Here is a 14,048-nt window from a genome sequence, read left to right as displayed (position 1 = left end):
TATCTCCTTCTCTTATAAATTCGTTGAGGAATTTCTGTTTGAACCAATATTTAACTTCATTACTCAGTGCTATAGCCATCGATATAGATCATTTACAGCGTGAGTTCCTGAACAAGAGCGAACTAGATTACCTCAACAAAACAATTAAATCGGGTGAAGATCTTAATCTTGATTTTTATACTAGCAAGTATGGCGAAAATTTGGAGTGTTTACTGCATTTCTTTACATGTCATAAAGGCATAATTATTGAGATGATGCGTGGAAATGCTCAAGACGAAATGTTTATTGAGCTATATACTTCTGGCATAATTTCAGGTGGTTATGATTGTTTTCGCTTTGATCTATCTAAATTCCCACAAATCTATACTCCGAGTAACCAAGTCATTACCTTATACAGAATAGGTAGGGAAACAGAATGTGTGGATAACTTAGGGTGTTCATGGGCAACAAGCATTGAAGGTCTGAACGCTTATTGTGATGCATCGGGCATATCCAAAGCTATGCTTGAATCCAGACCAATCTTTGTTACGACTGTAGATGACTCCCAAGTGTTATTTCAAGGTAAAAGCATTGAAGATGAATTGGTACTAAAGCACGATTTCACGCACCGTAGTTTAGATAGCGTTAGCGATTCATTGCGAAACCAAATTGGCAGATAACGCTGAAAAAACTAACGTGTTTATGTGTCTATAATCTTCACGGTTGTTGGCACCTCGTAACTCATAAGTGTCCAAAAACGAGTTGTAGGTCATAGAAATGCTATTGCCTATATGTGATGCAATGCACATCATTTACGCACTTGCTTTTAATATCATCATGTCACCCATAATTTGCCCCCTTTCTTAACTTCGAGTCGTGGTTTTTTTTTGACTTTGCCATACCTCTAGTTATTCATGAATTGCTAATATTCAATTTTCCGAAAATGATAATTCTCCATAACCTTTATGGATTGAACTTTTACTTGTGACACTTTCTACCTCAGTCGCTCTCATTTTATTATTAGCCATGTAGCTAACCTTAAGATGAATGAACTATGGCTTTCAGATATGGAACAAGGCTAATAACTAAGCCGCGTGTGATGATATGAGGCTGACACAGGTACAAATATCAAAACTCACTAGAATTAATAAAACAACTATTTCAGAAATCGAGAATGGCCGTTTTACAGACTAATTCGATATATTTGAAAGATAGTTAAACGCCGTTGACTTACCGTTCGAGGTCGTAGAAAAAACACATCAACTGCCTAGTTGGGATGAAATCGAAGAACTCTTTGCAGACAAAGATGATTAACAATGTGGGCTAGTAGTGTACAGGTAACTACCGCAACCAGATTACTTTCCAACCTAATCACATCTACCTATCAATGCAGGCTCCTTGATCGATCTTTACTTACTTTCAATCTTTGTTGATTAGCAGTCAGATGCACCTAACAACACTCACTCTTAAGCATGTAATGAAAAATAAAATATTATAATACAATCACTTATAAATGTTCGCATAGTTTTAGCTGGTCATGTTTTAGCTTTAGTCAACGTTCAATGTTTGTCGACTAGTAGTCAAGCTAAGCATCGATGTCTTCTTCATCACTAATTTTAATTATCCCCCTAAAAAAACAAGGCATCTTTTAGCAAGCTACAAACTAATGGATAGCCTCCTTAGTACCATTGTCCATTGATGGACAATGATGGACAACGGGCCAATGCTCACTTGAAATTTACATTCGGCTACTCTGAATTCAGGTTAAGTGGGAGTCCTGATCGGAATTAGCATTCAATCAAGCGAGCCTTCCCTAGCTCATGCTCTTCCTCACTCTTCTCCAAGACTTTGGCTTACAGTGCTCCAACTCCTCGCTAAAGCGTTTAAGCTGCTTAATTGATAGCCATTAGGATATACTCCTCCATTTCCTGAGGAACTACCTCATCAGCCCGAGAACCTTGTTATCCCGTGGTTGTTTTACTTATAAAGCACCCACTTCTGCTGTTTAGTTTGTAATGGTTCGTTTAGTTGCTCAATCGTAATTCCGCGCTGAGTTGCGTTGTACAATCAAGTGCGGAATTGCTCTAAAAGCTGGTTTTTCAGCCTCAAGCCTCTCAATTGATTGATTTTTACCACCAAGACTCGATCCCAAGTAAAGTGACTTTTCATACTTGTGGTTAATTCTTAAATTAGCGAAACTGATAGGACGCTTTGTCCATTTCCTTGTTAGCTATATAGCTAATAATTGAAACATGACCTAAAATGTTAGCTATTTAGCTAACAATACGGTGAGAAACTATGGCTTGTAGGTCAGAAATAGGATTAAAGGTTAAGCATGCACGTATTGATAAGGGGCTAACACAGGTACAAGTATCAAAACTGACCAGAATTAATAAAACGACTATTTCAGAAATCGAAAATGGTCGCTTTACAGGTTCATTCGATATATTTGAAAGGTTGTTAAATGCTGTTGATTTGCAGTTTGAGGTTGTCAACAAAACACATCAACTACCTGACTGGGATGAAATCGAAGAGCTATTCGCAGAAGACGGTGATGAATAATTTATACAAGTTAGCAGAGGTTTGATGTGCCTCCTTCAAACAGCTACTTCCAACTTCTCTACGGTAAATCACAGCGAGTTATATACTAACGGTTCGATTTTCTTTATTGTTGCTCACTGATGAACAACTGACCAGAAAAGTCATTTTTATGAACACCTGAAATTTGCATCTAGGCCTAGGTTGATCACACTAGTGTTGAGCTAGTTTACCTTAGCTAATATGCTGCACTCATAGTTTGAAATTATTGTCACATCTCGCATTTCCCCTGTCTCATTTGCCCCGTTGTGTATTGGTGCAAAAGTTCATTCAGTGTCTATTCAGATGAGTTTGCCATACTTGAAACATTGCTAAGGCGAGAAGCGTATTCCAACTTTTTTGTGGGTGAATCATAGTTAACTATCAATGTGCGTATTTCGGAGCATTGCGATCACCTATTTCGGCATTATCCGATCACCTGTTTCGGTTTAAACCGATCGCTCATTCCGCAATAATCCGATCACTTTAGCCCAAACTCCGAAATGGGCGATCGGAATAGCGAAATCACTGATCGGATACTCCGAAACCCTCCCTTTTTCTCTTTTAAATCAACCAGTCGCTATCCTTGTTAGTAGTCGTATACAACTAGGAAGTGATGATGCCAAAAAAGAGAACACCAATGACAAAAATCAAAGAGGTTTTACGCCTTAAATTCGAGTGCGGATTGTCACACAGAAATATCGCTTCCTGTCTGAAAATTGGTTGTGCGACCGTATCTGAAATCATCAGTCGTTTTAATCAAAGCCAAATAGGTTGGCCGCTCCCTGATAGTTGTTCAGATACAGAGTTAACCAATGCGCTTTATCACCCAAAAGGAGCGAATAAAGCCAAAGCGATGCCAAACTTCGCTAACTGTTGTACGGAACTAAAAAGAAAAGGCATGACGAAACTGCTGTTGTGGGAAGAATATTACGAGCAATATCAGGAGCGAGCCTACGCTTATACTCAGTTCTGTGAACATTACATGCGTTGGTTAAAGAAGCAGAAGCGTAGCATGCGACAGACCCACATCGCAGGTGACAAGCTGTTCATTGATTACTGTGGCCCAACGATCCCAGTCGTTAACCCTGACACGGGAGAGATCCGTCATGCCCAGGTTTTTGTTGCCACTCTTGGTGCATCCAATTATACCTACGTGGAAGCAAGTGAGAGTCAAAAACTAGAACACTGGCTGGAAGCCCATGCCAATGCCTTCGAACACTTCGGCGGGGTTCCAAGGTTGTTAGTCCCTGATAACCTGCGTTCGGCTGTCACTAAACATGACCGCTATGAACCTCAGCTCAACGATAGTTACCAGAAACTATCTAACCATTACCAGACGGCTGTCATGCCTGCTCGACCATACAAACCTAAAGACAAAGCAAAAGCTGAAAATGCAGTGCTCATTGTTGAGCGTTGGATAATGATGCGACTACGACACAATACCTTCCACACGTTCAAGAGTTAAACCTAGCCATCCGTGAGCTAATGAATGATTTGAACCAAAGGGAAATGAAACAGCTAGGAGCCAGCCGTCAGGCACTGTTCGAGCAGTTAGATAAACCAGCATTGAGACCACTTCCAATCCAACGCTACATCTATACCGAAACTAAGCGGGCGAAAGTTGGGCCTGACTACCACATAGAGTACAGAAAACATTACTACTCTGTGCCTCACCAGTTAGTGGGACAACATGTTGAACTTGAAGCCACTTCCCGCTTGATACGCATTTATTATCAAGGAAACCTAGTCTCACAACATCCATGTAGCCCAAAAGAACGAGGGATAAGCACTTACCCCGAACACATGCCCAGCAACCATCGGTATCAGAAATGGTCTCCTGAACGATTATTGCGCTGGGGAGAACATATTGGCGCTGCAACTCGTGAAATGGTGAATGTTCAATTGATGAAAAAGGCACACCCTGAACAAGCTTATCGTAGCTGTCTTGGCTTATTGAACCTGAGTAAAAAATACGGTGATGTTCGTCTAGAGCAAGCCTGTAAGGATGCGCTTCTAATCAATAAACCCTATCTTAAGTTCGTCAAAAACTTGTTAGTAAACCATCGGGAAGGCCAACTCTCATCAGAAACTCAAACCACACCCAACATAGAGCACAGCAATGTTCGTGGCCCTGACTTTTACCACTAGGAGTACGTAATGAACCAGATAAATGAACAACTAAAAGCACTTCGCCTTGGTCATGCAGCACAAGCTTTAGAGCAGCAACGTGAGCAGCTATCCACTTACGCAGAGCTAGCGTTCGAAGAAAGGTTAAGCTTACTTCTAGAGAGTGAGTTGCTTAACCGAAACCAAACTAAGATCCAAAGGCTCCAGCGACAAGCCAAGCTCAGAGTAGATGCGCAGGCAAGCCAAATTATTTACAAAGAAGGGCGAGGTCTAATGCGGAGTCAGATGAGTGAACTTCTGACAGGAATCTATCTGCACAAACATCAAAATATCTTGATCACTGGCCCTACAGGAGCAGGAAAAACCTATATCGCTTGCGCTTTATCGGCTCAGGCTTGCGAGCAGCAACATAGCGTTTGATATTACCGTTTGAGTCGCTTACTGGATGATCTAAGTTCAGGCCGTCTTGACGGCACATATCAAAAACAGCTACTGGCACTATCGAAAAAAGGCTTACTCGTCCTAGATGACTGGGGAATGGAAAAGCTCACTCAGGATCATGCAGGTCATTTACTGGAGTTACTTGAAGACAGATATCAGGTCAGCAGCACGATGATGATAAGCCAACTTCCTGTAAAAGAATGGTACAACATGATAGGTAACGCCACGGTTGCTGATGCTGTTTTAGACCGATTAATCCATAACAGCCACCGATTAGAACTAGGAGGGGAATCAATGAGAAAACTGGCGCAATCCGATCAGTTAGAGTAAAACTAGAGGTAGAGAAAAACGGCAGGGTCAGGTGATCGGATTAAACCGAAACGCCCGATCGGAATCGCCGAAATACGCACAATGCAACCTTTCTTGACCGATCTTTACTCTTAAGTCTTTATAAAATATCAATAAATAGCTTTAACGCATTATGTCACATCGATTTTTCATCTATATACGAACTTTAATAAACGTTCATTATTTGGTGGTTGGTGGTTGGTGGTTAGTGGTTAAGGTAAACATCGATGCAGTTCATGATCGATCTTTGTTGAACGTTCAACACCAGCGTAGGGACCTGATTTCATTATCTCACTAAATTCTTTCTAACTCTGCGGGTCAATCTCAGCTATCAATGTAGCCTTCCTTGATCGCTCTTTACTCTCGTTCAATCTTTGTTGATTAGAAGTCAAATGCAACAATCAAAATTTACTCTTAAGTATTTATGAGATATCAATAAAAACCTCTAATCCATTCTGTCACATCGATTTTTTCATCTATATACGAACTTTAATCAACGCTCATTATTTGGTGGTTAGTGGTCAAGGCAAACATCGATGCGGCTCATGATCGATCTTTGTTGAACGTTCAACACCAGCGTAGGGACCTGATTTGATTACCTAACTAAATTCTTTCTAACTCTGCGGGTCAATCTCAGTTATCAATGTAGTCTTCCTTGACCGATCTTTACTCTCGTTGAATCTTTGTTGATTAGAAGTCAAATGCAACAATCAAAATTTACTACTAAATATTTGTAAAATATCAATAAAAACCTCTCATCCATTCTGTCATATAGATTTTTTCATCTATATGCTAGATTTAATCAACGTTCATTATTTTCTGGTTAGTGGTCAACGCAAACATCGATGTAGTTCATGCCAGATCTTTAGTGAAACATTCAACACCTGCTAGTCGAGATTTGATTACCTCACCAGATTACGCTCCAACCCTGTGGGTAAATCACAGTTATCTATCAATGCAGCCTTCCTTGACCGCTCTTTACTCATGTTCAATATCTTTTGGCTAGTGGTTAAGCTAAACATCGATGTATAACCATCACTGATTTTAATTATGTCCCTAAAAAGCACTTACAACTTCAGTGAGCTACAAATCAACGCTTAGTAGTATTGTCCATGGGTGAACAACGAAGGACAACTGGACATAATGTAGCGGAACACAATGAGCAATCTCCTACATTACATCATAGTAGAAGTTGAGTTAGCTGCTAGTCATAGAACTAGGAATGAGCAATTGAAATTTGTATCGAAACTTAGACTTATAAAATTAGTATTGGATTAGATCGGAATTAGTATTGGATTAGATCGGAATTAGCATTGGATTAGATCGGAATTAGCATTAAGTTAGAAAAACAGTCGCTTGTTAATCAAATCGCATAGAGTACTTCAATGCCATCGTCAGATGCTTAAAGTTGTCTTTGGTTCATAATTAAGAGTTAAGACAAACAGTGATTCTTTTTTTTGCATTAGGATCAAAACTAAGGTTGGAGTTCAGGCTTAGATACTATTTTTCTAGGTGAGTGATGCTGTATTAATCGAACTTCTTTAATCCATCTAGAGTTGAAAGAAGGGAGTCTAGAGCCTCAGTTTCGCTTATTTCTTTTGAGTGAAGTAAATTTGCAATCATCATCATTTTCTTTAGACGGATTGTAATTTGAGTAGAGGTCTTCTTGAATTCTTTACCCATATCATCGTTTTTATAATTAACTTCAGAAGCAAGGTGGACATAATGGGATAAAGTTTCATTGGATGCGTGCATAGTTATTTTACGACAAGCGTTTGCAGCAACGCTCAATATGTTAGAAAAACTACCTGTCGAGGACATCTTCTTAATTGCTTTAGCAATATTAAGAGTAATGAATCTGTGGCGGAAAGAATGGTTTGATAGATGTCTTAAAGCATCACAATATTTACTGCCGTTAATTATTTTTTTTGTGTAATTTTTTAAATAAGATGGCTTAAGTTGAGTTCCTTTTTCTGAATCAACAAATAGAGCATCATGATCCATATCAGGAAACATATCTTCAACTTTATAAATGTAAATAAGAATAACTTGGATATCTTCATAGGTAGTTCTCACATTACGAGTTTTCCCTTTGTACTTTCCTTTTCTTATGGGAATATTACGGATAACTGGCATTTTCCCATTTAACAGAAATGAGTCAGAAGCATTTTTTATCATTGTTCGAGTGATTTGATGAACTTCTGATATCCTAGAACCAGTTATCTCTAGTAATGTGGTTAATGCTTCCCATCTGCTTATCAAAAAACCATTTGGTTTTGGATGGTAAGTTGAACAGTTGATAGCATCAAGCCACATAATTAATTCGTAGTCACGAATGTATTCAGATTCCGCAGCAATGTGAATTAAGCCTTCTAATGATTCATGATGAAAATATTCCTTTTCTATATATCCATTTTTATATATTTTTTTCTTATAATGAACGCCAAATGCTCTATCGTTATCTTCTTCGCTAGTAGCTAGCTTCCAGTCAGGGTGATGCTTATTGAGATGTACGATATACTCAATCGCCGTTCTCCCGTGCTTTAGTACCGTATCGTCGGAAACATCTCTACCTTTTAAAAAATCAGCGTATTGATATAGAGTACTATCGTTAATATCATGAACACATATAGATTCATCTTCAATAAAATTACAGAACAAATTTAGACTATATGCTTTTTTCTCAACAGTTTTAGCTAAAGGACGAATATTATATGCTTGTGAACCACCGCCATACGCGGTAATAAATGAATTGGCATGCCAATCAAACCGACCACCTTTTTTCATAATAAGAGGCAATGGGCAATCAGATTCTTGACCTCTACGCCTACTAGTTACAAGAAAGGTCAGGTCAGGTGTTTTGGCAACGACTACAGTAGACATTATGTTACTTCCCAAACTCTGTTTTTCCCTAGAATTTGAGCTTGAGCTAGTATTAGTTTCCTATATGCAGCATCAATCTGCTTATCTTCTCGAAGTTCGCCTAAAATCTGCATATAGGCTCTATATACTTCAGCTAAAGCTACACGCAACTCTTCATTTTCATTTTTTAATTTTTTAACATAATCTTGAGATAGGCGGGTGGTGACTGCACAGTTATTCTTGATTTCAGGTTTTAGGTTACTAACTAACCTCGCGTTAGCATTATCAATAGATCTAATTAAAGACTCCAAGTTTTTTGCGTTATGGTCTGCACGAGCTGAATTGTAAGAATAACGTATAAGACCAAGATTACTATCAACCCAGTTGTGAACGGACATTAGAGAAATAGTATTCTTTTTCATTTCTAAACTGCTGGGGATATCTTCATAGCATTTTATCTTATCAATAATTTCTGCTTTACGTTTTATAGATTTAGTGATTGAATTTTTCTTTTCGATAACAAGTTTAGATGTTTCACCTTTCCTAAATTTAGACATTATTCCTTCACCTCTGGGTTAATAAAGTAAAAGAAAACTTCGCTTTTATCAATTTTGTAAAAGCGAACCACTTGTCCTGTCTTATTCTTATGTTTTTCAATCAACCTACGAACCAGTGGTTCTAACACAGCAGAAATACTTGTTGATTTTCTAGCTTTGTCGACGATGCTTCTCACAGTCTCGTCGGCATTAATTAATTTGTGTAATGATGCCCCAAATCCTAGCAATTGCCGCTTCAGCTTCATCGATCCATTCATCATCAGGTGACACTTCTGCATAATGAAACGTCTGATCGAGGTTAGAATGCCCCATAAACCACGATAGTTCATCTAAGCCAACTTCATCTGAGAAGTTGAAATACATCACTGCAAAAAGCCTTCTGAATTGGTGTGTTGATGGATACCACCTTTTCTCACCAATCAAAGGTGATTCACTCCAGTCTATAAACATATGAAGAGAATTATTTAAATAATCATTTCCTAAAGGGTACTTACAGATTTCTCCACCGTCTTTGCGAGCTGCACTCACTGATCTATATGATAGTGCATTACCAAACAAAAATAATTCATGCTCGGCACCAATAAAACCTCGTCTTTCTTCTAGTTCACAAACTAATAATGCGAACTCAAGGCCATAGTCGTATATCACATCAGGAATTGGCCTATGCACTTCTTCTAATTCTATACGTTCAGAGCTTTTAGGAATTCGCATGACTAAATCGAAAAGACCATCAATTGGTGATAGCACAAAACAATTACGTCTTAGAGTCTGTAATGATGAAGATCGTCCAGCAGAAAAGCTGGCGAGCTGTATATACATTGCTGCGGTGTAAAGCCTCACAGCCGTGCGAACCGACATACCATTTCTTAATTCGCTATATTTTAAATTGGTGTCATCCCCATTTTCCCATGATGTAATATTTAAACTCTTTATTTTGCTTGGTATTTTTACGTTTTCAAAGGCATGATTTTTTATTTCAATATTATGATTTCGGCTAGTTGATAGTGCTATACTTAATTCTTTTATCCTGTTTTCTTCAGCTTTAGATAAGTCGGAAAGGTACTGGCGAAGTGATGCTCCGTAAATACGAGTGAAAGAGAGCGCAGAAGAAATAGCATGAAGGGATACTAATACTGGCATCAATGGGGTTTTAATCCTTTCCACCATGTCATAAAAAATAGCTTCCCCTCCAGAAAAAATTTTCATCGGTGAATGCTGGAATTTATATCTCTGAGCAGTTCTTGATGTGTAAAGAGCTTCTAGCTTTGAAATTTCATTGGAGATAGTACTTTCACTAGGGAACAGATCAAAATCTATATCAAACTCTCGATTATTAGCATTTTCGTATTCACGCTTATAGTCTATTTGAGAACTGAAACCATCAATTTCTTCGGATTTTAGGTACTGGATTATCTTATGTTTAAGACTATCGAGTCTCCGAGTTGTAAGGCCAAACTCAGATTTGATTAACATCCAGTCGATATCACTTTTTGAACTCCATTTCTTCAATATTAAATTAAGCGTTTTATTAAATATCGCCCTCTCGACATTGAAAGACAACAAATAGTCTTTCAGTTCCTTAAACTTAATGTGCTCTAGACTCCGAACCAGAGGTTTTTTCTTATCATGACGAAGCTCGTTTGCATGATTGATGAGTTTAGTTGCGGCTATTGTGATCTCTAAGAGTCTTTTGGGGCGTGTAATTTTACCTGTGGTAGTAAGATAAAGAAGGCTATTTTTTATGTCGGTTAATATTGCTTCATTTTCGCTGTCAGTCAGGTATTTATCGGGTGCAATTTTTCTTTTAAAGGAAAGTTTTAATGCTTTATCCTTGTTTTTTTCAAAGAAGGATATCTCAATACCAATTTTAGGAAATAACCAAGTTGTGTCGCTAGCTGACTCGTTCAACATCCATCGAGGTTTAGGATAAGTACAATTGCTAATGAGCTCAGGCAAATCATTCGGATCCACCAGTTCTTTGATTGCTTTTATATTACTTTGCTCCATTTTACCTATACCCCTATTTTTCTTGTTCGACCGCTAGTTGTGCCTTTCGTAGCATGCTCTTTATTACTACGGGTGATTCTTCTCCAATCTTATTAAGGACATTTTTACAGTTATTCTTTAGCTCTTTATCTTCACCATATTTGGCATACTTTATCGCTAACTGGAGGTTTAAGTCTGAGATACAAAAGTAGAGAGGGGTATTTTCTTCATTTTCAGTAGGGTTTTGGGTAAGTTTTTCGTATAAATTACCGCCCATATCTGGATTCTTGAATGCTTGTTTTAACTGGAACTTAAAATCACTATCACTCATATTTAGTGATTTTGCTGGAGATTCATCTGATGAAATTGCCATAAAAAGAAATATGTTCTGAAAATTTCTAATTTTCACTCTGTAGACTAACTCGGTGAGGTATTTGGGGATGTAACGACTTAGAGTTGTTTTAACAGTGTTACCAAAGAATGCCGCAGTCTTGAGTGAGTCACCATTTGTCAGTATATAAATCAAAACTCCCTTGGATGATCGAACCTTTTTCAATGTTGCGTACTGTAGGGTCGTGCTCTTCGATGATGCTTGTTTTACAATTTTTTTAAATTGTGTCTGGAATGAGTTCAAGCTGGCGACCGTCGAGCCCGTGACACTCAAGCACACCCATAGCTCTTTTACACCTAAATACTTCCTAGTTCTGGATGTCATTTCTAAAGCCATTTTTAGGCAAGTGGCTGCATTTATTTCGTTTGCCTTTATATTAGCCAATGGAGTAAAGGTTCCTACCGCTTTTCTGGGGTGAGAACTTCTTGCCCGGGGCTTTAGTGCGTTAATTCTTACAGAACCTTCATCATCGATTTGAACAAATTCAGACCCATGACCTTTAGACGAAATTTTTACTCGATAAAGTGAATAGGGGTTAATCCCAAGTTCTTCAGTGATGATTATTTGCATCGCAGATGCAACATTGGCGGTTAGACCTAAATATCCAAGGATTTCCTCACTGATCGAGAGAGATGTCATCTTATGTTGCGTTCTACCATGAACCATATCATCAAAAAAATGGTTGTAGTAAGCCGTAAGATTTTTAGTGCGCATTGGGTGTTTATCATAAAAAGGGTTTACCTTTGATTTGCCGTTGTTACCTTTAGTGTTATTTACAAGTAACTCTGGATGGTTGATAAACTCATCAAATTGACTTTGTGCTATGAAACTCTCTTTTTCGCAAAACTTTTGATACCCTTGATATACAATTTCTTGAGCATCTGCCACAAGTATATTTAAATTTTTAGAAAGATCGCATTCTATTGATTGAATGAATTTTCGACTGTTTATGTATGACTCACGTTTTGTTTCATCATACATATCAACTTCGCATATTAAAGGGTTGTTCTTTCGCACCTTTTCTGTGTTCGTGCACCTGCGTAAATTATCTGGCATATCAAGGTTATTAGACAACAATCCATGTTTAACCAATACGTCAATCGAGTTCTTAACGTTCTGAAATCGACCATATGCTGTATTTCTTTGGAGGTTATCAAGTAAATTACTTCTAAATTTAAGAAGTTCACTTTCAATCACTCTTGTGTGTTTATGCCATTCAGGGTCGCTTTCGGAAATTTGCTTTAAGAATAAAATCAGAGGTGCTCTGTGGTGCTTCTTAACCTTGAACGTGTTGACGTGCTCTTCGAGTCTGGTTGCAATTTCTCTAGTGCAGCAAGAATTTAGAGCCTCCTTGAAACTTTCCTCTGCGTTAGGTTCATGCGCAAATAGATTGGAAATTTTTTTAGGTATAGTTTCGGACTTACTGATTTCGAATTGTAATTCATTAAAAGGAGCAAGAAAAGTTGCTAGTTGATCAACGGAGCCTTCGTTAAAGTAGCCAGCCTTAATAATGTGCTTTACGAGCATTTGAAAACGAACAAGTACAGACTTAGCTGCCTTGAAGGTATGTCTTTGGCAAAGATCTGACCGGATATAGGTCAGGCTTCGGATCAGTTTATCTGTATCGTTGTTATTAAGTGCTTCATGCAAAACACCTATGTAAGTGACTAATTTGAATGTCAGTTGCGTTTGTTGTTCCTTATTTGATTGGTATAAAAAGTTTATAATCAACTCAGAAATATCCTCATTCAGGATGCCAGATAAGCGATCAAGTTTTTCTTCTACATTAATAGAGAGTTTATGGTTTTTTTCTCTACATCGTATATCAGTAACCCTGAAATCATGCTTGAACTGAGCAGAAACTTCTTCAGGTATGCTCTCGGACATACTGATTTCGTATTGGGTCTTACTGATAGGAAAAAAAAAGGTCGTTAATTCTTCCACTAATTCTTCATGAAAATAGCTTGCTTTAAGCATGTGCTTTAAAAGTATTCTAAGATGATTAAATTTACGTTCGACTATTAGAAGAGAGTATTTTTGACAAAGGTCGGTTCGGATGTAGGATAAACTTTGGGCCAGCTTATTTGTATCGTTTTTGTTAAATGCTTCATGTAAAACCTCAATGTACACTACTAATGTAAACGTCAGTTGAGTTTGTCTTACACTATTTGATTGGTACACAAAATTGACAACTAACTCAGAAACCTCATTACTCAGGAAGGAAGATAAATATTCAAGTCTTTGTTCAACTTTAAGTGAAGGGGGCTGGCTCTTTGTGCTGTCGGTGACATCTGCTTTGGTGAGGTCGCAATTGAACTTAACAGAAACCATTAATGGTATCTTCTCTGATTTACAGGCTTCGTATTGAGATTTAGTTAGAGTACAAGTGAGTGAATGTTGTTCATCAACAAGTTCTTTTTTGAAACAGCCCTGATCCAACATGTGTTCTATTAGCAAGTTAATGTGGCGATAACAATCTTTAGCAGCTTTTATTTTATATCTTTGGCAGAGGTCTGCACGAATGTAGGTCAAGCTAAGAATTAGTTCGTTCGTCTCGTCATTGTTAAAGGGCACATATATTAGTTCGACGTACTGAACCAAGGTAAGCGAAAGTCGTTTTTGCTGGCTTTTACTCTGATTATTTATATATTTTCTTATCAATTCATATATATCAAAACGAAGAAACTTAGACAAGAATATGAGTCTGTCTTCATAGTTTAACATAGTATGCCCTTGTTGATAGTTTCAACTACCTTTAGTGTAGTACTTGAATGTAA

General features: G+C 37.9%; 6 protein-coding genes and 2 pseudogenes. 4 read left to right on the top strand and 4 right to left on the bottom strand.

Annotated features, from left to right (window positions below):
- Positions 1-38: 38 nt before the first annotated feature.
- The 4 genes and pseudogenes from VTAP4600_RS06190 (at position 39) to istB (ending at position 5,457) form a co-directional block, all read left to right on the top strand.
- Positions 39-659: a hypothetical protein gene (locus VTAP4600_RS06190; protein WP_102521993.1), complete on the top strand. Its 621-nt coding sequence runs from the start codon at positions 39-41 to the stop codon at positions 657-659.
- A 1,618-nt stretch (positions 660-2,277) separates the two neighbouring features.
- A complete protein-coding gene (locus VTAP4600_RS06180; protein ID WP_102521992.1) occupies positions 2,278-2,541 on the top strand; it encodes a helix-turn-helix domain-containing protein in 264 nt (87 codons plus the stop codon).
- 634 nt (positions 2,542-3,175) lie between these two features.
- Positions 3,176-4,707, top strand: a pseudogene (gene istA / locus VTAP4600_RS06175) (IS21 family transposase).
- Between the two features lie 9 nt (positions 4,708-4,716).
- Positions 4,717-5,457 (top strand): annotated as a pseudogene (gene istB, locus VTAP4600_RS06170) (IS21-like element helper ATPase IstB).
- 1,545 nt (positions 5,458-7,002) lie between these two features.
- Here the strand turns inward: istB and VTAP4600_RS06165 are convergent.
- From VTAP4600_RS06165 to VTAP4600_RS06150, 4 genes are all read right to left on the bottom strand, one after another.
- Positions 7,003-8,358 carry a site-specific integrase gene (locus VTAP4600_RS06165; RefSeq protein WP_102521991.1) on the bottom strand — a complete coding sequence of 452 codons (1,356 nt, stop codon included), beginning with the start codon at positions 8,356-8,358 and terminating at the stop codon, positions 7,003-7,005.
- Positions 8,358-8,894 (bottom strand): hypothetical protein, encoded by a 537-nt coding sequence (locus VTAP4600_RS06160; protein ID WP_102521990.1) that lies wholly within the window; start codon positions 8,892-8,894, stop codon positions 8,358-8,360. Before VTAP4600_RS06160 ends, VTAP4600_RS06165 begins: the two co-directional genes overlap by 1 nt.
- A gap of 189 nt (positions 8,895-9,083) precedes the next feature.
- Positions 9,084-10,901 carry a site-specific integrase gene (locus VTAP4600_RS06155; protein WP_231897882.1) on the bottom strand — a complete coding sequence of 606 codons (1,818 nt, stop codon included), beginning with the start codon at positions 10,899-10,901 and terminating at the stop codon, positions 9,084-9,086.
- Positions 10,902-10,914: 13 nt separating this feature from the next.
- Entirely contained in the window at positions 10,915-13,995 is a 3,081-nt protein-coding gene (locus tag VTAP4600_RS06150) for a hypothetical protein (protein ID WP_231897881.1), read from the bottom strand.
- Between the last annotated feature and the right edge of the window lie 53 nt (positions 13,996-14,048).

The organism is Vibrio tapetis subsp. tapetis, assembly GCF_900233005.1.
GTDB lineage: Bacteria > Pseudomonadota > Gammaproteobacteria > Enterobacterales > Vibrionaceae > Vibrio > Vibrio tapetis.
Note: the sequence above shows the minus strand (reverse complement) of the source record. Positions and strands in the feature narration are given on the sequence as shown.